21 protein-coding genes are annotated in these 21272 nt (G+C 61.4%); 15 read left to right on the top strand and 6 right to left on the bottom strand.

Features of this window, described 5'->3' with window-relative positions:
- Positions 1 to 87 precede the first annotated feature (87 nt).
- From BN1124_RS03700 to BN1124_RS03680, 5 genes are all read left to right on the top strand, one after another.
- The gene (locus BN1124_RS03700) at positions 88 to 1584 is read left to right on the top strand and encodes a CoA-acylating methylmalonate-semialdehyde dehydrogenase (RefSeq protein WP_042639288.1); all 1497 of its coding nucleotides are present in this window, start codon (positions 88 to 90) and stop codon (positions 1582 to 1584) included.
- A gap of 82 nt (positions 1585 to 1666) precedes the next feature.
- Positions 1667 to 2395 carry a glutamine amidotransferase-related protein gene (locus tag BN1124_RS03695; RefSeq protein ID WP_042639285.1) on the top strand — a complete coding sequence of 243 codons (729 nt, stop codon included), beginning with the start codon at positions 1667 to 1669 and terminating at the stop codon, positions 2393 to 2395.
- A 154-nt stretch (positions 2396 to 2549) separates the two neighbouring features.
- Complete coding sequence (locus tag BN1124_RS03690) at positions 2550 to 3521, top strand: LysR substrate-binding domain-containing protein (RefSeq protein ID WP_042639283.1); 972 nt, start codon at positions 2550 to 2552, stop codon at positions 3519 to 3521.
- A gap of 74 nt (positions 3522 to 3595) precedes the next feature.
- Entirely contained in the window at positions 3596 to 4435 is an 840-nt protein-coding gene (locus BN1124_RS03685; protein WP_042639281.1) for a PfkB family carbohydrate kinase, read from the top strand.
- A 430-nt stretch (positions 4436 to 4865) separates the two neighbouring features.
- A complete protein-coding gene (locus BN1124_RS03680; RefSeq protein WP_042639279.1) occupies positions 4866 to 5318 on the top strand; it encodes an Rrf2 family transcriptional regulator in 453 nt (150 codons plus the stop codon).
- Positions 5319 to 5411: 93 nt separating this feature from the next.
- Here the strand turns inward: BN1124_RS03680 and BN1124_RS03675 are convergent, their stop codons facing one another.
- A complete protein-coding gene (locus BN1124_RS03675; protein ID WP_042639277.1) occupies positions 5412 to 5924 on the bottom strand; it encodes a ferredoxin-type protein NapF in 513 nt (170 codons plus the stop codon).
- Between the two features lie 138 nt (positions 5925 to 6062).
- Between BN1124_RS03675 and BN1124_RS03670 the strand changes: the two genes are divergently transcribed.
- Complete coding sequence (locus BN1124_RS03670) at positions 6063 to 6278, top strand: hypothetical protein (protein ID WP_042639276.1); 216 nt, start codon at positions 6063 to 6065, stop codon at positions 6276 to 6278.
- Positions 6275 to 7606 carry a DNA recombination protein RmuC gene (gene rmuC / locus BN1124_RS03665; RefSeq protein WP_042639274.1) on the top strand — a complete coding sequence of 444 codons (1332 nt, stop codon included), beginning with the start codon at positions 6275 to 6277 and terminating at the stop codon, positions 7604 to 7606. The genes BN1124_RS03670 and rmuC overlap by 4 nt, the downstream gene beginning before the upstream one ends.
- Before the next feature lie 224 nt (positions 7607 to 7830).
- On the opposite strand, the gene BN1124_RS03660 is transcribed toward rmuC, so the two are convergent.
- From BN1124_RS03660 to def, 5 genes are all read right to left on the bottom strand, one after another.
- The gene (locus tag BN1124_RS03660; RefSeq protein ID WP_042639272.1) at positions 7831 to 9273 is read right to left on the bottom strand and encodes a TrkH family potassium uptake protein; all 1443 of its coding nucleotides are present in this window, start codon (positions 9271 to 9273) and stop codon (positions 7831 to 7833) included.
- Positions 9274 to 9366: 93 nt separating this feature from the next.
- Positions 9367 to 10743 (bottom strand): Trk system potassium transporter TrkA, encoded by a 1377-nt coding sequence (gene trkA, locus BN1124_RS03655; protein ID WP_005326185.1) that lies wholly within the window; start codon positions 10741 to 10743, stop codon positions 9367 to 9369.
- 145 nt (positions 10744 to 10888) lie between these two features.
- Positions 10889 to 12181: a 16S rRNA (cytosine(967)-C(5))-methyltransferase RsmB gene (gene rsmB / locus BN1124_RS03650; protein ID WP_042639268.1), complete on the bottom strand. Its 1293-nt coding sequence runs from the start codon at positions 12179 to 12181 to the stop codon at positions 10889 to 10891.
- A 45-nt stretch (positions 12182 to 12226) separates the two neighbouring features.
- On the bottom strand, positions 12227 to 13171 hold the full coding sequence (gene fmt, locus BN1124_RS03645) for a methionyl-tRNA formyltransferase (protein ID WP_042639266.1): 945 nt from the start codon (positions 13169 to 13171) through the stop codon (positions 12227 to 12229).
- 12 nt (positions 13172 to 13183) lie between these two features.
- The gene (gene def, locus BN1124_RS03640) at positions 13184 to 13696 is read right to left on the bottom strand and encodes a peptide deformylase (RefSeq protein ID WP_042639264.1); all 513 of its coding nucleotides are present in this window, start codon (positions 13694 to 13696) and stop codon (positions 13184 to 13186) included.
- A gap of 108 nt (positions 13697 to 13804) precedes the next feature.
- Between def and BN1124_RS03635 the strand changes: the two genes are divergently transcribed.
- From BN1124_RS03635 to aroE, 8 genes are all read left to right on the top strand, one after another.
- Positions 13805 to 14893 (top strand): LysM peptidoglycan-binding domain-containing protein, encoded by a 1089-nt coding sequence (locus tag BN1124_RS03635; RefSeq protein ID WP_042639262.1) that lies wholly within the window; start codon positions 13805 to 13807, stop codon positions 14891 to 14893.
- A 13-nt stretch (positions 14894 to 14906) separates the two neighbouring features.
- Complete coding sequence (dprA, locus tag BN1124_RS03630) at positions 14907 to 16010, top strand: DNA-processing protein DprA (RefSeq protein ID WP_378051784.1); 1104 nt, start codon at positions 14907 to 14909, stop codon at positions 16008 to 16010.
- The gene (locus tag BN1124_RS03625; RefSeq protein WP_033131393.1) at positions 16003 to 16476 is read left to right on the top strand and encodes a DUF494 family protein; all 474 of its coding nucleotides are present in this window, start codon (positions 16003 to 16005) and stop codon (positions 16474 to 16476) included. Before dprA ends, BN1124_RS03625 begins: the two co-directional genes overlap by 8 nt.
- Positions 16477 to 16531: 55 nt before the next feature.
- Positions 16532 to 17089, top strand: coding sequence for a DNA topoisomerase family protein (locus tag BN1124_RS03620; RefSeq protein WP_033131394.1), 558 nt, complete (start codon positions 16532 to 16534; stop codon positions 17087 to 17089).
- A gap of 74 nt (positions 17090 to 17163) precedes the next feature.
- The gene (gene purE, locus BN1124_RS03615; protein ID WP_033131395.1) at positions 17164 to 17670 is read left to right on the top strand and encodes a 5-(carboxyamino)imidazole ribonucleotide mutase; all 507 of its coding nucleotides are present in this window, start codon (positions 17164 to 17166) and stop codon (positions 17668 to 17670) included.
- A 138-nt stretch (positions 17671 to 17808) separates the two neighbouring features.
- Complete coding sequence (locus BN1124_RS03610; protein WP_042639257.1) at positions 17809 to 18369, top strand: L-threonylcarbamoyladenylate synthase type 1 TsaC; 561 nt, start codon at positions 17809 to 17811, stop codon at positions 18367 to 18369.
- Positions 18370 to 18471: 102 nt separating this feature from the next.
- Positions 18472 to 19380, top strand: a complete 909-nt coding sequence (gene hemF / locus BN1124_RS03605; RefSeq protein WP_042639256.1) for an oxygen-dependent coproporphyrinogen oxidase — start codon at positions 18472 to 18474, stop codon at positions 19378 to 19380.
- A gap of 103 nt (positions 19381 to 19483) precedes the next feature.
- Positions 19484 to 20305: a shikimate dehydrogenase gene (gene aroE / locus BN1124_RS03600; RefSeq protein ID WP_042639254.1), complete on the top strand. Its 822-nt coding sequence runs from the start codon at positions 19484 to 19486 to the stop codon at positions 20303 to 20305.
- Positions 20306 to 21272 lie beyond the last annotated feature (967 nt).

The following is a 21272-nucleotide window of genomic DNA, read 5'->3' as shown; positions in this document are numbered from 1 at the left end:
GTGCCCGCCGAGCGGGCGCCCTCTTCCCGTGCCTGACGCCAATGGCCGCGCACGGGAGCGACCAGCATTACCCATCACGGAGGATATATGACATACAGGGTTAACAACTTCATCGACGGCCAGTTGCAAGAGAGTCGTGGCGAGCGCTTCGGCGCCATCTTCAATCCGGCCACCGGCCAGCAGCAGGGCTCGGTGGCGCTCAGCACCGCCGCCGAGTGTACCGAGGCCATCGCCAGCGCGGAGCGCGCCTTCGCGGACTGGTCCCAGACCCCGCCGCTGGTGCGGGCGCGGGTGCTGTTTCGCTTCAAGGAGTTGATGGAGCAGTACAGGGATGAGCTGGCCAGGCTCATCAGCCGTGAGCATGGCAAGGTGTTCTCCGATGCCCAGGGGGAACTGACCCGGGGGCTGGAGGTGGTGGAGTTTGCCTGCGGCATTCCCCACCTGCTCAAGGGGGAGCACTCCCTCAACGTGGGCCGCGGGGTCGACAGCCACTCCATGATGCAACCCGTAGGGGTCTGCGCCGGCATCACGCCGTTCAATTTCCCGGCCATGGTGCCGCTCTGGATGTTCCCGGTGGCGCTGGCTTGCGGCAACACTTTCATCCTCAAGCCGTCCGAGAAGGATCCCTCCCTGGCCCTGCGCATGGCCGAGTTGCTCAAGCAGGCGGGCCTGCCGGACGGGGTGCTGAACGTGGTCAACGGTGACAAGGAGGTGGTGGACGTGCTGCTGACCGATCCGCGAGTCGGCGCCGTGTCATTTGTCGGCTCCACCCCCATAGCTCAGTACATCTATGCCACCGCCTCGGCCCACGGCAAGCGGGTGCAGGCGCTGGGCGGCGCCAAGAACCACATGCTGGTGATGCCGGACGCGGACCTCGATCAGGCGGTCTCCGCCCTGATGGGGGCGGCCTACGGTGCGGCCGGCGAGCGCTGCATGGCGATCTCGGTGGCCCTGGTGGTCGGCGATGAGACCGCCGACGCCCTGGTTGGGAAGCTGGCGCCGCTGGTGGAGAAACTGCGGGTCGGACCCGGCCTGGGCCCTAGCCCGGAGAACGAGATGGGGCCCCTCATCAGCCGTGAGCACCTGGCCAAGGTGCGCGGCTACGTGGATCAGGGGGTGGCCGAGGGCGCTGCGTTGGTGGTCGATGGCCGTGGTGTGAGTCATGGGGACGGTTACTTTATCGGCGGCAGTCTGTTCGACAAGGTGGGCCCCGAGATGCGCATCTACCGGGAGGAGATCTTCGGCCCTGTACTGGCCATAGTACGGGCGCCGGACTATGAAACGGCGCTCAAGCTCATCAACGAACACGAGTACGGCAACGGCACCGCCATCTTTACTTGCGACGGAGACACCGCAAGGGACTTCACCACGCGGGTGCAGGTCGGTATGGTAGGGGTGAACGTACCCATCCCGGTGCCCATGGCGTTTCACAGCTTCGGTGGCTGGAAGCGGTCCATCTTCGGGCCACTCAACATGCACGGGCCGGACGGGGTACGTTTCTACACCCGGATGAAGACGGTGACCGCCCGTTGGCCCCAGAGCCTTCGCGCCGGCGCCGAGTTCTCCATGCCGACCATGAAATGACAACCATGCAGTAGTTAGCCCAGGCATGGCCCGGCGGAGGGATCCGCCGGAGTGCCCCGCTATCCCTGTGAAGGAGTGACAGATGCGACTGGGAATTCTCGATTGTGACCGGCTGGATCCCGATTTGGTGGGAAGTTTTGGCCCCGTTTACTCCGAGATGTTTATCAAGGGCTTCCGGGCGCTGGCGCCGGCGCTGGAATACCGAGTCTGGTCGGCCCTCGACGGCGAGCTGCCGGCCGATCTGAATGAGTGCGATGCCTGGCTCATCACCGGCTCCCGCCACGATGCCTACAGTGATCTGCCCTGGATCCTGGCGCTGCGCGACTGGATCCGTCAGGCCCACGACGCCAACGTCAAGCTGGCGGGGGTCTGCTTCGGCCACCAGGTGATCGCCCAGGCGCTGGGGGGGGAGGTGATGAAGTCCACCAAGGGCTGGGGGCTCGGCGTCTCTGTGCACCCCATGCAGGCGGCGAAACCCTGGATGCAGCCGGAGCTGGAGACCATCCGGATCCTGGCCAGTCATCAGGATCAGGTGGAGCAGCTGCCGCCGGGGGCGACCCTGCTGGCGGGCAACGATTTCTGCCCCAACTTCATGTTCCTGCAGGGGGATCACATAGTGGCCATCCAGGGCCACCCGGAATTTTCGGTGGAGTACAACCGGGCGTTGATCGAGCGGCGCCGGGACAGGCTGCCCGATGAGCATTACCAGAGCAGCCTCTCCTCCCTGGAGGGGGAGGTGGACTCGGCCACCATGATGCAGTGGTTGTTGCAGTTCCTCGGCATACTGCCGGTCGGGCCCGCATTGCGCTGAAGCCCGTTTGTCATATCACCGCGGCAGATGCTAGATTTTGTAGCAAAATGAAGGATCAAGCGGTGATATGCCAAGTTCGGATGATACACTGGCCGCCATTTGTGGCGGCCTTGTCCATCTGATGACAGCCGCGCCAGCCAGTGAGGATGCAACCTTGAAACTACAGCAGTTGAAGTATCTGATCGCGGTGCGGGACCACAATCTCAACGTGTCCGTCGCCTCCGATGCGCTCTACACCAGCCAGCCTGGGGTGAGCAAGCAGATCGGCTTGCTGGAGAGCGAGCTGGGGGTGCGTATCTTCGAGCGGCGTGGCAAACACCTGCATCGCATCACCCCGGTGGGGGAGGAGATCATCAGGTGCGCCGAGGCCATGCTCAACATCGAGGGCAAGATCAAGGCCATCTCCCGCGAGTATCTGGATCCGACCGTGGGGACCCTCAACATCCACACCACTCACACCATAGCGCGCTACCTGCTGCCCAAAAGCGTCACCTATTTCACCAAGAAGTACCCCAAGATCTCGTTCCACCTGCATCCCGTGATGTCGGCGACCAAGGAACAGATCAGCAAGGGTTACTCGGATTTCTCCATCGTGGCCCACGAGATCGGCTTCGACAAGGAGCTGATCGCGCTACCCGCCTACCTCTGGACCCTGTCCCTGGTGGTGCCGCAGGATCACCCCCTGGCCAAGGTGAAGAAGCCGAGCCTGGAGCAGCTCTGCCAGTATCCCATCCTCAGCTACGAGAGTGGCGCCACCGGGCGTCAGGTGCAGGATCGGGTGTTCCAGGCCGCCGGCCTCACCCCCAATTACTACATGACGGTGATGGATGCCGGCGTCATCAAGCGCTACGTGGAGCTGGGCTTCGGCATCGGCATCATCTCGTCCCTGGTGGCCAATGACACCGATGCCCCCGGTCTGGTGGCCATCAACCTGGAATACCTGTTCGAGCCTTGCCCTGCCCAGCTCTGCTTCAGCAAGAGCATACTGTTGCAGAACTACATGTATGACTTCATCAGCTCCTTCTCCCCCCATCTCACCAAGGAGATGATCCAGAACGTGATGCAGCAGCCGACCCAGGCGCGCATCGAGGAGCTGCTGGCCGGGGTGGAACTGCCGGTCTACTGATCCCTCTCCCGTCCTTCCCCTGATGACACCGCTATCTTGGGCCCCGCCGGGCCCTTCCCGTTTCGGAGGTTCCCATGTCCCGCATTCTGCTGCTTGCCAATCTCAACTGTGATCACGTGCTCTCCCTGGCCGAACCCCTGGTGGCGGGGGCACGACTGCAGTATGTGGATCAGGGGCGCAGGCTCGGGGGCGGCGCCGCCAATAGCGGCATCGGCCTGGTGTGGGCTGGGCACGAGGTGTGCATCGCCTCCCGGGTCGGGCTGGACGAGACCGGCGACTGGCTGCTGGAGCAGGCGGCCGGCCATGGCCTGAACTGTGCCCACGTGGAGCGCTTCGGTGGCGAGACCGGCGAGCTGCTGATCCTGGTGGACTCCACCGGCGAGCGCACCATACTGCGGCGCCCGCGCCGCCCCGATCTGCCCGGCGATCTGCCCACGGAAGGGGTGGATTGCCTCTATGTGAACTATCCGGGCACCGCCATCATCGGTTACATGCGCCAGATGCTCGGCAAGAGCTTCGTGGTGGCCCAGTACCCCAAGGGCGGTCAGGCCCGCCGCCCCTGCCACGTGCTGGTGGCCTCCCGCTCCGATCTCGCCGAGGTGAGCGATCCCTGGCTGCACGCCCGCCAGTTGGCGGGGGATCAGCTGGAGTGGCTGGTGCTGACCGAGGGCAAGGCGGGGGCCGTGGCCATCCACGGCGAGGAGCAGATCCGGGTGGCGGCGCGGCCGGTGTCCGTGGTGGACACCACGGGGGCGGGGGATGCCTTCGCCGGCGGCCTCATCCACGGTCTGGCGCGGGGCATGGCGATCGGGGATGCCCTGCAGTGTGCGGTGGACTGGGGCGCCTTCGCGGTGGCCTCCGAGAGCTCCATCCCCTCACAGGCGCTGAAAAACTGGTTGAAGCAGCCTCACTGAGAACCTGTTCACGATCTTACTGCGAGACCGTGATCAAGGCTCATGTGCTGCTCGGAATCCTCATTTATGCCTATAAACTCCGGTTCCTGTGCTGCTCTTCACCTTGCTGACAGCCTCTCGTGACAGATCGTGAACAGGTTCTGAGGCGCCTCGACCAGTCCCTCTTTACCCGGTTCGGGTCAGGCTGGCTGGCGGAAGTTCGCCGCCAGAAATGGCCAAAACCTCCCCTCGAGCCGGCAAGTTTGCGATCAATCAAAGAAAGTGTCGATTTATGTACATCTTCGTCGACACCCGTCCGGGCTGCTCTTAACCTTGTCATTCCACGACTCGGCTGAAGAAGCGGATCCTGTGCCGGCGCACCTGTCATCTCACCTCTTGGCCACCGGTTGTCGTCCTGATTTCTGGCTTGTAGTAAGAGGCAAGTGCGACCATGCAACTGACACGATTTACCGACTACGCCCTGCGTACCCTGACGTTTCTGGCGATCCAGCCAGGTGATCGCCTGTCGACCATCACAGAGGTGGCCGACACCTTCGCCATCTCCCGCAACCACGTGGTCAAGATAGTGCATCAGCTCGGCATCAAGGGTTACATCGAGACGGTACGTGGCAAGCATGGCGGCATCCGCCTCGGCCGTTCCGCCGTCTCCATCAACCTGCGGGACGTGGTGATGGACATGGAGAATGTGCTCTGCCCGGTGGACTGTAAGCGCGAGAACTGCCGCCTGTCCGGTGGCTGCCGCATTCAGGGCATTCTGCGCCGCGCCATGAACGCCTTCCTCGAGGTGCTGGGGGAGTACACCCTGGCGGATGCGGTGCGAGATCCCACCCGACTATGCCACCTGCTGGGCATAGAGCAGGATAATGTTCTGGTGATGTCCTGAGGGGACTGCCAAATCATCGGGGCCTGCGGGCCCCTTTGTGTTTTTCGGGAGGGGTGATGCCCTTGCCGGGAGCGGGGGTCGAGGCGCGGGATCTCAGTGCTGGGGGATCAGGGTGATGGCGCCGTGCAGGCAGGCGAGGCCGCAGGCGCCGCAGCCATCGCAGGCCGCCATGTTGATGCTCACCCCGTCGCTGCTGGCCTTGATCGCCTGCTGGGGACAGGCGTCCTCGCACAGCAGGCAATAGTAACCCTGGCGGGACTGGCAGCTCTCCTCGATCCTGACCCGGGTTTGTACCTGGCGGCCGAGGTGCAGATCCAGCGCCCCCGTGGGGCAGGCTCTGGCACAGCTGCCGCAGTAGCTGCATTGGCCGCAGGCGAGATCCAGCACCGGGGTGCCGGCGATGGGGGTGCCGTCGTATTCCGGCTGATCGGCTGGTTTGAGCAGGCCGTTGGGGCAGGCCTTGAAGCAGTCACCGCAGCGGCTGCACAGGGAGAGGAATTGGGACTCTTCGATGGCCCAGGGCGGGCGTGCCTCATGACAAACCACGGCCGGTTGGCCGGGCTCTCCCAGTGCGTTCATCAACCAGCGACAGAAAAAATGCGTCATGCCTACCCCGAATACCCATTAGGGGTTAATTTTAGCCAGTTTTCCGTCGGCAAGCCAGAGATTAGCGCGCCCCAGGATCGCAAGCCGGGTTGCCCTTGTGTAAGCTAGGCAGGTCTTTTTGCGTGGTTGAACATACACATGTGGTTATTTCTCTGGCGTGCCTCCCTGCTCTATGTCTTCCCCTTGCTGATGTGGGCCTACTGCGACATCAAGGGTATCGAGTTCGCCGAGCTCGATACCGGGGTCAACAGCCACAAGTGGGTGGTGCTGGCCGCCTACCTGCTCTATGTCCTGCTCTGGCTGCTGCTCAACCGCTACCTCGAACTCTTCCTGCGCCAGCGGGGCCGTCGATGATCCCTTCGACGCTCTGGCTGTCCGTGCTGCTGGCGGGCCTGCTTGCCCTGGGGCTCGGCTGGCTGGTGGGGCGCCGCGGTGCCCGTGAGCACGCCTTGCTCATCGAGGAGCGTTATCAGGCGCTGCAGGACAGGTTCGACGAGCTGCAGGACGAGAAGATGCTGGGCCAGCAGAAGCTGGAGCAGCAGCAGACCCTGCTGCTCAAGCTCACCGCCCGCCTCAAGGATGCGGAGGCCACCCTGCGCAGCGAGCGCCTCGCCAGCGCCGAGAAGCTGCAACTGCAACAGCAGGCGGAGGCTCGCCTCAGCCAGCAGTTCGAAAACCTCGCCAACCGTATCTTCGAGCAAAACTCCGGCAACTTCCGCGAACTGAACCAGAACAGCCTGGATCTGTTGCTGACACCGCTCAAAGAGCAGCTGGAGGGCTTCCGCCGTCAGGTGGGAGAGACCCACGCCCAGGAGACGGCCCAGCGCCACAGCCTGAAGTTCGAGCTGGAGCGCCTCGCCGAGCTCAATGCCCGCATGACCGAAGAAGCCGCGGCCCTGACTCGTGCCTTGAAGGGCGACAGCAAGCAGCAGGGCAACTGGGGCGAGGTGGTGCTGGCCAGGATCCTCTCCGAGTGCGGCCTGCGAGAGGGCCACGAGTACCACACTCAGGTCAATATCGAGGTGGAGAAGAACAAGCGCTACCAGCCGGACGTGATAGTCCACCTGCCCCAGGAGAAGGACATCATCATCGATGCCAAGGTCTCCCTGACCGCCTACGAGCGCTGGTACAACAGCGATGACGAGCTGGCCAAGGCGGTGGCACTGAAAGAGCACGTCGCCTCGGTGCGCAACCACATCCGCGAGCTGGGCCGCAAGGATTACCAGCAACTGCCCGGGGTGCGCACCCTGGACTATGTGCTGATGTTCGTGGCGGTGGAGCCCGCCTTCCTGACCGCGGTGGAGGCGGATCCTTCCCTGGTGCGCTACGGGCTGGATCACAACATACTGCTGGTGAGCCCCACCAACCTGATGGTGGCGCTGCGCACCATAGAGAACCTGTGGCGCTACGAGCGCCAGAACCAGAACTCGCGCCAGATTGCGGAGCGGGCCGGACGGCTCTACGAGAAGCTGCGGCTGTTCGTGGAGGAGATGCAGCAGATGGGGAGCAGCCTGCACAAGGCGCAGGAGAGCTACGACAAAGCGATGGGACGGCTGGTCAACGGCCGTGGCAACCTGATCGCCCAGGCCGAGCGTTTTCGCGAGCTGGGGGTGGAGGTAACCAAGCCGCTGCCGGAGCCCCTTATCAACCGGGCGCTGGAGCGGGAAGAGCCGGCCGATTGAGGCGGTTCGTCGTTCACCTGACAAGAAGGGCAGCCAGTGGCTGCCCTTCTGCATTTGCGTGTCCGAATACACATCGTTACCAACCCCGTTGCCGCGTCCGAATACGCTTCGCTATTCGAACCTACGGGATTCATTTCCTCGTTTATTACCACAACTCGCGGGCTGTAGGTTTGATTAGCCGCGCAGCGGCGTAATCAGACGTTCGCGGTCATGCCATCTTCCCGTCATTGCTTCCAGAACGAGGGGAAGAAGATCACCGCCACCGTCAGGATCTCGAGCCGCCCCAGCAGCATGCCGAACGACAGTATCCACTTGGCCGAGTCAGGCAGACTGGCGAAGTTGGTGCTGGGACCGATGACAGGGCCCATGCCCGGGCCCACGTTCGCCACCGCCGTGATGGAGCCGGAGATGGCGGTCAGGGGATCCAGGCCGATGGCGGCGAGCAGGGCGGCTATAAACAGGATGATGGCGAAGTAGGCCAGCACGAAGGAGATCAGAGAGCGGATGATGGCGTCGTTGACCGGCCGGCCGTTGTACTTCTGCGGGAAGACGGCGGAGGGGTGCATCAGCTGGCGCATCTGCTTCTTGAACAGAGAGAAGGCTACCTGCACCCGGAAGATCTTGAGGCCCCCGGCGGTGGAGCCGGAGCAGGCGCCGAGCGCCAGCAAGATGATGAAGATGATGCTGGTGAGCGGCCCCCAGGTGCCGAAGTCACCGAGGCCGAAACCGGTGGTGGTGAGTACCGAGACGATGTTGAAGCTGCTGATGCGCAGGGCGTCCATGAAACCGTAGATGTCCCGGATCCACAGATAGAAGGTGACGATGGCGGTGACCCAGACGACCAGCCAGAAGAAGCCCCGTACCTGGGCATCCTTGAGCAGGCTGTTGTCACGGCGCGACAGCGCCTGCACATAGAGCAGGAAGGGCAGGCCGCCAAGGAACATGAAGAGGGTGCCAATCCAGTGCGCCGCATGGGAGAAGTGGGACATGGACTGATCCGAGGTGGAGTAACCGCCGGTGCTCAGGGTCGCCATGGCGTGGTTGACTGCCTCGAACAGGTTCATGCCGCTCACCCAGTAGGCGAGGAAACAGAGCATGGAGAGCACCAGATAGACCAGCACTATGTTGTTCGCCACCGTCTTGGCGCGCGGCGCACTCTTGTCAGACCAATCCGAGCTCTCGGTCTGGAACAGCTTCATGCCGCCGACGTTGAGGTAAGGCAGCACCGCCACCGCCATCACGATGAAGCCCACTCCGCCGAGCCACTGCAAGATGGATCGCCACAGCAGTATGCTGTGGGCCATGCCATCCAGCCCCGACAGCACGGTGGAACCCGTGGTGGTGACCCCTGACATGGTCTCGAAATAGGCGTCGGTGAAGTTGATGTGGGTGATGAAGACGAAGGGCAGGGCGCCGAAGATGCAGGCCACCACCCAGACCGAGGTGGTGAGCAGGAACATCTCCCGCACCCCGAGGTGAAACTCCGCCTTGCGGCCGTGGTGCAGGCAGAGCAGGGCAGCGCCGTGGGTGATCAGCACGGATTTCAGAAACTCGACGAAGCCCTCGGAGCCGGTGAACAGGGCCAGCAGGGTGGGCAACCACATGAACAGGGCCAGCTTGGAGAGCACCAGCCCGAGGCTGAAGAGGATGGGACGCAGCTTGATCATGGAAGAGAACCGGGTCGTGGATGTACAAGAGGCCCGGACAAGACGCTGGGTCGTTGTCCGGGTCTGGCTGCCGTTGTCTGATGCATGGTCAGGTTAGAGGAAGAAGGGGCTTGGCTGGAACAGGCGTTCCACTTCCGGGATGTACTTCTTGTCGACCAGGAACATCACCACGTGGTCATCCTGCTGGATCTGGGTGCGATCGTGGGCGATCAGCACCTCGTCCCCACGGACCACGGCACCTATGGTGGTACCCGGCGGCAGCTTGAGCTCACCCACCGTCTTGCCCACCACCTTGGAGGTGTTCTCGTCCCCGTGAGCGATGGCCTCGATGGCCTCGGCCGCGCCACGGCGCAGGCTGTAGACGTTGGCGATGTCGGCGCGGCGCACGTGGGTCAGCAGGGCCGAGATGGTGGCCTGCTGCGGCGAGATGGCGATGTCGATGGAGCCACCCTGCACCAGATCCACGTAGGCGCCGCGCTGGATCAGCACCATTGTCTTCTTGGCGCCCATCTTCTTGGCGAGCAGGGCCGACATGATGTTGGCCTCGTCCTCGTTGGTCACCGCGATGAAGACGTCGATCTGGTCGATGTGCTCCTCCGCCAGCAGCTCCTGATCCGCCGCGTCGCCGCAGAAGACTATGGTGTTCTCCAGGATCTCCGAGAGCTGCTCAGCCCGCTTCTGGTTGCGCTCGATAAGCTTGACGCTGTAGCGCTTCTCCAGCTGACGGGCGAGGCCGGCCCCTATGTTGCCGCCCCCGACGATCATGATGCGGCGATAGGGGCTCTCGAGGCGCTGCAGCTCCGACATCACGGCGCGAATATGGCCGGCGGCGGCGACGAAGAACACCTCGTCATCCGCCTCTATGATGGTGGTGCCTTGCGGGCGGATGGAGCGACCCTGGCGGAAGATGGCGGCGACCCGGGTCTCGATGTTCGGCATGTGATCCCGCAGGGTGGAGAGCGCATTGCCCACCAGGGGGCCGCCGTAGTAAGCCTTGACCGCCACCAGACCCACCTTGCCGCCGGCGAAGTCCACCACCTGCAGGGCGCCCGGATACTCGATGAGACGACGCACATAGTCGGTCACCAGCTGCTCGGGGGCGATCAGGTGATCCACCGGCACGGATTCCGGCAGGAACAGCCGATCCCGCTCCACCAGATAGGCCGGTGAGCGGATGCGCGCCACCTTGTTCGGGGTGTTGAACAGGGAGTAGGCCACCTGGCAGGCGATCATGTTGGTCTCGTCGCTGTTGGTGACCGCGACCAGCATGTCCGCATCCTGAGCGCCCGCTTCCCGCAGCACCCTGGGATGGGCACCGTGGCCATTCACCACCCGCAGATCGAACTTGTCCTGCAGCTCCCGCAGACGGTCGCTGTCGGTGTCGACTATGGTGATGTCGTTGTTCTCACCGGCGAGGTTCTCCGCCAGGGTGCCGCCGACCTGGCCCGCGCCAAGAATGATGATCTTCATAGGGGAATCTTGCTCAAGGTTGCTTCATTACGGGAGGGGCCAGTCAGTTCGATGCCCGCGGCGACATTTTTCATAGGGAAATCGTGCTCAAGGTTGCTTCGAAACGAGGGCGCCCGATCCGGCGCCCCGACCCCTCATCTGCAGCTTACTGCTTGATCAGCTTGGCGTAGTAGAAACCGTCCATCTCCGCCTCGCCGGGCAGGAACTGGCGGCCCGGATTGGCCGGGGTATCCTGCTCGTGCAGCGGCACCAGACGGGCGTCCTTGGTGTCGACCAGGAAGGCGCGGATCTGATCCCGGTTCTCCTCCGGCAGCACGGAACAGGTAGCGTAGAGCAGGGTGCCGCCGCTTTTGAGTTTGGCCCAGAGTGCATTGAGGATGCGGCGCTGCAGCTCGGCCAGCTCGCGGATGTCCTGATCCCGGCGCAACCACTTGATGTCCGGGTGGCGGCGGATGACGCCGGTGGCGGAGCAGGGGGCGTCCAGCAGGATGCGATCGAACTGACCCTGTGGCCACCACAGATCCGGGGTGCTGGCGTCACCGTGGATTACCTGGGCGGAGAGGCCGATGCGATCCAGGTTTTCTTGCACCCGTTTGAGGCGGTTTTCATCGGCATCGACGGCGACCACCCCGGCCAGTTTGGGTTGCAATTCCAGCAGGTGAGCGGTCTTGCCGCCGGGGGCGGCGCAGGCATCCAGCACCCAGTCACCGGCTTGCGGGTCGAGCAGGCGAGCGGCCTGCTGGGCGGCACCATCCTGTACCGAGCAATCGCCCTGCTCGAAGCCGGGCAGCTTGGTCACGTCGCAGGGGCGCTCCAGCAGGATGCAGTCATCCCCTTCCTCGCCGGCCATCGCATTGATGCCAACCTCGGCCATGCGGGCCAGCATCTGCTCGCGACTCTGGCGCTGGCTGTTGTTGCGGATCCACATGGGGGGGCGCTGGTTGTTGGCCTCCATGATGAATTCCCAGTCTTCGGGATAGGCCTGGCGCAGGCGCTTGGTGATCCACTCCGGGTGGCCGAGGCGGATGCTGGGGACGCGGTCGATGCGCAGCAGTATGACTTCGGCGCTGCGCTGGAAGTTGCGCAGCACGCCGTTGATGAGGCCACGCAATGAGGTGCCCTTGAGCAGTTTGACGGCGTTGACGGTCTCGGCCACGGCGGCGTGAGCCGGAATGCGGGTGTAGATGAGCTGGTAGAGACCGACCAGGATCAGATAGTGGAAGATGCGGCTCTTGTTCTTGAGCGGCTTGTCCATCATCTCGCTCACCGCCGCATCGAGGCGGGGTAGCCAGCGCAGGGTGCCATAGCAGAGTTCTTGCAGGAGGGCGCGATCGCGAGGGGCGACCTTCTCCTGGGCAGCAGGCAGAACAGCGGAGAGGGATTGGCCCTGATCCAGCACCTGTTGGATAACGAGAGCGGCCTGTGCACGTGTTTTCATATGGTTACCTTAGATGCGCAAGTCGGGGCATCAGCCCCGCTTGGTTCAATTCAATTGCGTGCCGGGTTCAAACCAGTCGCGGCGAGAGTTGAGCAGGTCCGAGACGGACATGGCCTTCTTGCCAGGCGGTTGCAGGGTCAGCAGGCGCAGCACGCCCTTGCCGGTGGCAACGTCGATCCCCTGCTTGTCGGCCTTGAGCAGGGTGCCGGCCGTTTGGCCGTGTTCCTGCACGAGCACCTCGGCTTGCCAGACTTTGATGGTCTGCTCCGCCACCTCGAACCAGCTGATGGGCCAGGGATTGAAGGCGCGGATGCAACGCTCGATGGCGGCGGCATCCATGGACCAGTCGATGCGGGCTTCTTCCTTTGAAAGCTTCTGGGCGTAGTTCGCCAGCGCATCGTCCTGCTGCTCGGCTTGAGCCTCGCCTGCGGCCATGGCATTGACGGTCTCGACCAAGGCCTGGGGGCCCAGCTCGGCCAGCTTGTCATACAGGCTGGTGGAGGTCTCATCAAGGGCGATGGGGCAGGTGACTTTACGGATCATGGCGCCGGTATCCAGCCCCACGTCCATCTGCATGATGGTGACGCCGGTCTCGCTATCCCCCGCCCAGATGGAGCGCTGGATGGGGGCGGCACCGCGCCAGCGTGGCAGCAGGGAGCCGTGCACGTTGATGCAACCGAGACGCGGGGTGTCGAGCACCGTTTTTGGCAGGATCAGGCCATAGGCCACCACCACCATCAGATCGGCGCCAAGAGCGGCTAGCTCGGCCTGGGCCTCTTCATTGCGCAGGGAGGCGGGCTGATAGACCGGCAGCCCGTGGGCGAGGGCCAGCTCCTTGACCGGGCTGGCGGTGAGCTTCTGACCACGGCCGGCCGGCTTGTCGGGCTGGGTATAGACGGCGACGACCTCGTGGTCGGAAGACAACAACGCCGCCAGGTGACGGGCGGCGAAGTCGGGGGTACCGGCAAAAATCAGTTTCAGCTTATTCAATGGGGCAGATCCTCAGAGGGCTTGGCGATCTTCACGGGCCATCTTTTCCAGCTTCTGACGAATGCGCTGGCGCTTGAGCGGGGACAAGTAATCCACAAACAGCTTGCCGACCAGATGATCCATCTCATGCTGTATGCAGATAGCGAGCAGATCGTCTGCTTCCAGCTCGAAAGGCTTGCCGTTGCGATCCAGCGCCCGTACCTTGACCCACTCGGCGCGTGGCACCAGGGCGCGGCTGCCGGGGACGGAGAGGCAACCCTCTTCGATGCCGGTGCTGCCGGATTGCTCCAGGATTTCGGGGTTGATCAATACCAGCTGATCTTCACGGTCCTCGGAGACATCGATCACTATGATGCGCTGATGAATGTCGACCTGAGTCGCGGCCAGGCCTATGCCTTCCTCCGCGTACATGGTTTCGAACATATCATCTACAATCTGTTGTAACTCGGGTGTAATGGTCTCGACAGGGGCTGCGATGGTACGCAGACGCTCATCGGGGAAACGCAATACATCTAGAATGGCCATAGTTTTTTCTTTAGTTTCGTATAAATGCAGTCAATATTGACGTAATTCTAGTCATTTACGTCGACAAAAAACAGCAACACTTTGCGAGCAGAAATAACAGGGAGTGTTATGCATCTGAAGCAAACCATCTTCGCCTGCCTGGCGGTAGCCCTGAGCAGTGGCGCCATGGCGCAGCAACTGACGTTGAAACCTGGCCATCCTGACAATTATGTGGTGCAGAAAGGAGATACTCTTTGGGATATCTCGGGCCAGTATCTGGCCGAACCCTGGCTCTGGCCACGCCTCTGGAACATCAATCCCCAGATCGCCAATCCGCACTGGATCTACCCGGGCGACGTGCTGCAACTGAGCTGGGTCAATGGCGAGCCGCGTCTCGGCAAGGCCAGCCAGGGTGGCAAGCAGGTCATTCACCTGTCACCCAAGAGCCGCTATGACAACAAGGCCAGTCCGATCCCGACCTTGCCACTCAGCGAGATAGGCCCCTTCCTGCAGACCGATCACATCCTGGCCGACAGCCAGCAGAGCAAGGATATGCCTTACGTGCTCGGCAATAACGAAAAGCATGTCGGCATGCTGGAGGGGGACACCCTCTATGTGCAGGGTTCGTTGACCCCGGGCCAGGACTACGGCGTCTATCATCCCGGGGTCGTGTACAAGGACAGAAAAACAGGGGAGCAGCTCGGGCAGGAGGCGGTCTTCGTCGGTACGGTGCGGGCAGAGGAGCGGTTGGCCAACAACAGCACCAGAGTCACGCTCACCCACAACAGACGCGAGGTGTATCAGGGGGACAAGATCATCCCCTTGCCACCCCAGGAGAGCCTCTCCGCCGTCTTCATGCCAAAGGCGGCGCCAGCCATTACCCCCGGTTATGTGATCGAGCTGCCGAGCAAGGCGCACGGTGGCGGCAAGTTTGACGTTGTCCTCATCAACAAGGGGTTGCGGGATCAGGTGTCCCCCGGCGATGTGCTCGAGATCCAGCGTCCGGGCGCCGAGATGGTGGACAAGAATGGCAAGGTATCATACCGGGAATATACCTCCATTTATGACAAGGCATTCTATTCCGCGGGCAAGTCATCCCTGCCGGCCGAGGCGGTTGCCAGGGTCATGCTGTTCAAGGTGTACGACAAGCTGAGTTACGGCCTCATCCTGCAGAGCCAGGACATGGTCGGTTCCGGTTATCAGGTCAGCAATTTCTGACGTGTCGCCCTCGTTGGAACGACTCGTACTCTGGCTGACGCTGGATGCAGTGGCCGGCATAGGCCCGGTCACCGCATCACGCCTGCTGGCCCGCTTCGAGGGCGACATCGTCGCCCTGTTTGACTGTGATGACAGGAAGCTGCGGGAGATTGGTCTCGATGAGGCCCAGATCCGGCAACTCCGATGGCCGCAACCCGAGGTAGAGCAGAGCCTGAACTGGGCCACCAGGCAAGGCCATCATCTTGTCTGTCCCGACTCCCCTCATTATCCCTCCCTGTTAAAAGAGATCCCGGCCGCCCCCTTATTGCTCTATTGCCGTGGCGAGCTGGATGCCCTCGCCCTGCCACAGCTGGCGATGGTGGGCACGCGCCATCCTACCTATGCCGGCAAGGACAACGCGGCTCGCCTGTGCGCCGAGCTGGTGGCCTGCGGCCTGGCGATCACCTCCGGGCTGGCGCTGGGTATCGATGGGGTTTGTCATCAGCAGGCGCTGGCAGCGGGCGGCGTGACCCTGGCGGTGTTGGGTTCCGGGCTGGATTGTCTCTACCCCAAGCGCCATCAAGGGCTGGCCGAACAGATCCTGGATCGCGGTGGTCTGCTTATCTCCGAGCTGGCACCGGACAAGGGACCCTTGGCGGAGCACTTCCCCCGTCGCAATCGCATCATCAGCGGCCTGTCGCTCGGAACCTTGGTGGTGGAGGCCGCCGAGCAGAGCGGTTCCCTCATCACCGCTCGTTACGCTCTGGAGCAGGGCCGCGAGGTGTTTGCCGTGCCCGGCGCCCCGCAAAATGCCCAGGCTGCGGGTTGCAACCGGTTGCTCCAACAGGGCGCCAAGCTGGTCTTGACCGCGGCCGATGTCATTGAGGAGTTGCCGGCCTTGGTATCCCTGCCACGGCCCATGAGTCGCTCTCCCGAGCCTCCGCATAATAGCGAATTGCCTTATGCCGATTTGTTGGATAACGTAGATTATGAAGCCACGAGCGTGGATACCGTTGCCGAGCGGTCCCGGCTTCCTGTCGAGCAAGTCCTCGGCAGGTTGGTAGAGCTGGAGCTGGCCGGTGCAGTGATGGCGGTAGCCGGTGGATACGTCAGAACGAGGAGGGCGAATCATGTTTGATGTATTGATGTACCTTTTCGAGACCTACATCCACAGCGATGCAGATGTGATGGTCGAGCAGGATGAACTCACCGACGAACTGAGCCGGGCCGGTTTCAATCCGGACGAGATCGAGAAGGCGCTCAACTGGCTGGAACGGCTGGCCAATCTGCATGACAGCGAGCGGGAGGTGTATGTCACCGCCAGCGCGCAAGGTTCGATGCGGATCTATGCCCCGCAAGAGCTGGCTCGTCTGGGCACCGAGTGTCGCGGCTTCCTGTTGTTCCTGGAGCAGGCTCAGGTACTGAATGCCGAGACCCGCGAGATCTGCATCGAGCGCCTGCTCGAGCTGGATAAACCGGATATCGAGCTGGATGATCTCAAATGGGTAGTCATGATGGTTCTTTTCAACGTACCGGGCAGTGAAAATGCCTACCAGCAGATGGAAGAGCTGGTGTTTGATGAGTCAGACGGCGTCATCCACTGACAGTCCGGTGCCGCGCTGGTAGAATTCAGACCATCTGGATTTCAAGGCGCGGCCCATGTCAAAGATCGATCATCACCTTTTCTCCACCCACGAACCTGCGTTCGAGCGGGAACCTTGCCCGCAGTGTGGTGCCGAGCTGGTGATCCGCCAGGGCAAGCATGGCCCTTTTCTCGGTTGCTCCGCCTATCCCTCCTGCGACTATATCCGCTCCCTGACCCCCTCCGGTCGCGACATCGAGAAGGTGCTCGAGGGTTCTGCCTGTCCAGACTGCGGCCAGCCACTGGCGATCAAGAAGGGGCGCTACGGCCTGTTTGTGGGTTGTACCCAGTATCCGGCCTGCCAGCACATCGAATCCTTGCAGGAAAGCGACGATACCCAGATACCCTGTCCCGAGTGTGGCAAGAACCATCTGGTGAGTCGCACTTCCCGCTACGGCAAACAGTTTTATTCCTGCGACGGCTATCCCCATTGTAAATATGTGGTTAACGACAAGCCGATCCCCATGCCCTGTCCAAAATGTGGCTGGGGCATCATGGTAGAGAAGAAAGTGAGGGGAAATCTGTGCTGGATCTGCCCGCAAAAGAAATGCGGCCATCAAACTGAGCAGGTATAATCCCGCCGCCGTAACCAAATTGAAACGTTTTCGGCGAACTTCAACCCCCCACTTGGAGTAAGGAAATTCCCACCATGAATAAACCCTTTGTTGCCGTATTGATGGGCTCTGACTCAGATTTCCCCGTGATGCAAACCACCCTTGAAGTCCTCAAGACTTTTGATATCACAGTGGAAGTGAAAGTGACCTCCGCGCACCGTACTCCGGCGGCGACGCATCAGTACGTCACCGATGCCGAAGCCCGTGGCTGCAAGGTCTTTATCTGTGCTGCCGGGCTGGCTGCCCACCTGGCCGGTGCCGTCGCCGGCATCACCACCCGCCCGGTGATCGGAGTGCCTATCGATGGCGGTCCGCTCAAGGGCCTGGATGCGCTGCTCTCCACCGTGCAAATGCCGGGTGGCGTGCCGGTAGCGACAGTGGCGATCGGCAAAGCCGGCGCCAAGAACGCAGGTTACCTGGCTGCCCAGATGTTGGCGGTCGGTAATGACGAGCTGGCGGCCAAGGTACGGGCGGAACGCCAGAAGAATGCCGAAGAGGTGATGGCCAAGGATGCCGCCCTGCAGGCTGAACTGCTCAAGTAAGTAATGAGGCGGCAGCCAGCCGGACAGGTTCGCGCTTTTCCTGGATAACAGGACGCGAGAATGTGCACCGGCGGCTGCGGCTCTAACAGGTTCAATCCAAATAAGTGATGAGGCGGTAGCTTGGCTGCCGCATTTTTTATGCCAAATGAATTTGAACAAGCGATTGCCGCCCTCCGCACCGACGGGGTGATCGCCTATGCGACCGAGGCCGTGTTTGGCTTGGGCTGTGATCCCGACTCCGAGGCAGCGGTGCAGCGCCTGCTGACCATCAAGCAGCGTCCGGTGGAGAAGGGCTTGATCCTGATCGCCGCCGATGTGGCGCAGTTGCAGGATTACATCGACCTCAGCCAGCTCAGCCCCGAGCAGCTTGCTCGCGTGCAGGCGAGTTGGCCGGGTCCCTTCACCTGGATCATGCCGGCTCGCGCTACAACGCCAGCCTGGTTGACGGGTCGTTTCGATACCCTGGCTGTGCGAGTCAGCGCCCACCCTCAGGTGCAGGCCCTGTGCCGCGCCTATGGCAAGCCGCTGGTCTCCACCAGTGCCAACCTGACCGGTGAAGAGCCGGCCCGTTGCACCGCCGACATAGGGGCAACCCTGACACAACTGCTGGCCTATGTGCTGCCCGGCGAAGTGGGCGGCCAGGCCAATCCATCCGAGATCAAGGACGCCAGAACCGGCGCCGTCATTCGCCCTTCTTGAGAAGGGGGAACTTTCTTTTGTCAAAGAGCGGACGTGCCTCGAGCCCTGTCGCGACATCATAATAAAACAGGCGGGGCATGACCCCGCCTGACTGGAGATGAGATGAGCAAACCGGACGTGGCCCAGGTCAAGGACTTCCTGCTGCAGTTGCAGGACGAGATCTGCCGGGCACTGGAGCAGGCCGATGGGGAAGGGCGCTTCGTGGAGGATGCCTGGACCCGTGACGGTGGCGGCGGTGGCCGCACCCGGGTATTGCGTCAGGGCGCCGTGATCGAGCAAGGCGGTGTCAACTTCTCCCATGTTTATGGCAACGCCATGCCCGCATCGGCGACCGCTCACCGTCCCGAACTGGCGGGTCGCACGTTCGAGGCCATGGGCGTCTCGCTGGTGATCCATCCGCACAATCCCCATGTGCCGACCAGCCACGCCAACGTCCGTTTCTTCATCGCCGAAAAAGAGGGAGAGGATCCCATCTGGTGGTTTGGCGGTGGCTTCGACCTGACACCGTTTTATCCCTTGGCCGAAGATGTGCTGCACTGGCATCGGGTATCCCACGACCTCTGTCAGCCTTTTGGCGAGGATATCTATCCCGAGTTCAAGTCCTGGTGCGACAGTTACTTCTTCCTCAAACACAGGAACGAGACGCGCGGCGTCGGCGGCCTCTTCTTCGACGATCTGAATCGTTGGCCATTCGAGGATTGCTTCGCCTTCATGCAGGCGGTCGGCAATGGCTACCTCGACGCCTATCTGCCGATCGTCGAACGTCGCAAGACAGCACCCTATGGTGAGCGGGAGCGATCGTTCCAGCTCTATCGTCGTGGTCGTTACGTGGAATTCAACCTGGTTTATGACAGGGGGACCCTGTTTGGTCTGCAGACCGGTGGCCGGACCGAGTCGATCCTGATGTCCATGCCCCCCCTGGCGCGCTGGGAGTATGACTGGCAGCCGGAGGCGGGCAGCCCTGAGGCGTTGCTCTACCGCGACTACCTGGTACCAAGAGACTGGTTGTGAGCAGAGGGGCCTTTATCGGCCCCTTTTTGTTGCCGATATTCGGCTTGTTCCCGAGGGGGAAAACCCGTTAAATCGGACTATCGCCTTCTGATGGAACTCATTGATGGATCGTTATCTGGTTTTTGGCCACCCGGTGCGCCATAGCAAGTCCCCCTTTATCCACACCCTGTTTGCCAGACAGACCCAGCAAGCGCTGGAGTACGGTCTTTCAGAACCTGCCGTCGATGACTTTGCCCTTGCCTTGCGCGCTTTCTTTGCCGAGGGAGGCAAGGGTTGCAACGTGACGGTTCCCTTCAAGGAGCAGGCATTTTCCCTCGTCGATCGGCTGAGTCCAAGGGCCAGGCTGGCGGGGGCGGTCAACACCATCAAGCTGACGGACGACGGCGTGCTGCTCGGGGACAATACCGATGGGGCCGGTCTGGTGGCGGATCTCAAGGCCCACGGCATCACTCTGGCGGGCAGCCGGATCCTGCTGCTCGGGGCGGGTGGCGCGGCCCGGGGGGCGCTGGCCCCCTTGTTGGCCGAACAACCGGCCGAGCTGGTGATCGCCAACCGCACCCATGCCAAAGCTGAACAGCTGGCTGCCGAGTTCCATGAACTGGGGGCCGTTGTGGCCCAGCGCTACGAGGTGCTGCAGGGGCCGTTCGATCTCATCATCAATTCCACTTCCGCCAGCTTGCAGGGTGACTTGCCTCCCCTCGAATCAGCCCTGATCCACGCCGATATCGCCATTTACGACATGATGTACGGTGCGACGGACACCCCCTTCATTCATTGGGCAAAACAGCACGGCGCCCGGCAGACCATGGATGGGTTGGGCATGCTGGTGGAGCAGGCCGCCGAGGCGTTCACCGTGTGGCGTGGCATCCGACCCGGAACCAAGCAGGTACTGCGAGAGTTGAAGCGCAATCTGGGGATACTGTGAATCAGGGCCACCGTTTCCCGATCTGACGCTTGGCAGGACGGACTATGGGGCATTGCGGCGTGCTACAGAGGCTGCAGCAAGAGGTGATGAGCGAGGTCAGCCGATGTAACTATCGTTCAACGGCCGCCTGCGATGGGGCCGATCAGCCGTACCGCCCCTCGTTCAGGGCGAAATAGCCGTAAAACCTTCAAGTGTCAGTGCTTCTGCATTAGAGGGGGCTTTTATTTAAATTGTTTTAAAACAGTTGGTTAGTCTTGTCTCATTTGCCTGATCGAAAGATTCTTCAAGTTTTTTTCCGATACAGCGGAACTTGCATGAAATGCTGCTGACTAACTAGATAGTTGAGGAAGTGCTAGCTAGTCACCTTTATAACTCCCCGGTATTCGTACTGGGGATTTTTTTATCTATATGAAAAATAAAGTAATTTATCTTATCTATTTTCATTGAAACTAAATTACATAAATTACTTTCACCTTCTGCTGCTTTGCTGTACAGTTATCTGCGTAGGGTACAGAGGTAAGATGTTCTATCTTTCAGACCTTTTATTTCACGTAATTGAATGTGGCTGAATAGCAGCCCCGATGAGTCTTCGTCGGGGCGTTTTTTTATGTCTAACGATTAGAGTAAATGCTTTAATGAGGCGTGATTTTTGTTAGAATGAGGGTGTTTCTTGAGGAAAACCAATCGTCTTTGTTCTCGAGAATTAGCTTTTTCCCAATTTTTGAACTCATTGCTTCAGGCCAGTACCGCGGATTGCGTTACTGGCCTCATTTTTGTCCCTCCTCCATTTATTCCCTCTGAAGTCATGTAATAAAATTTCAGTTTTGTTTCTTTCAGGTTCTGATCGGGTTCTATCCTGGTCGAAAACTGAAAACGCTATCAAGTTGACACCAAGTTAATTATCCAAGCAGCCAAACTAGATATCATTCTGATTATAAAAGCTTATTTCATTGGCAGGTTCGACGGC

The sequence above is a fragment of the Aeromonas eucrenophila genome (assembly GCF_000819865.1).
Lineage (GTDB): Bacteria > Pseudomonadota > Gammaproteobacteria > Enterobacterales > Aeromonadaceae > Aeromonas > Aeromonas eucrenophila.
Note: the sequence above shows the minus strand (reverse complement) of the source record. Positions and strands in the feature narration are given on the sequence as shown.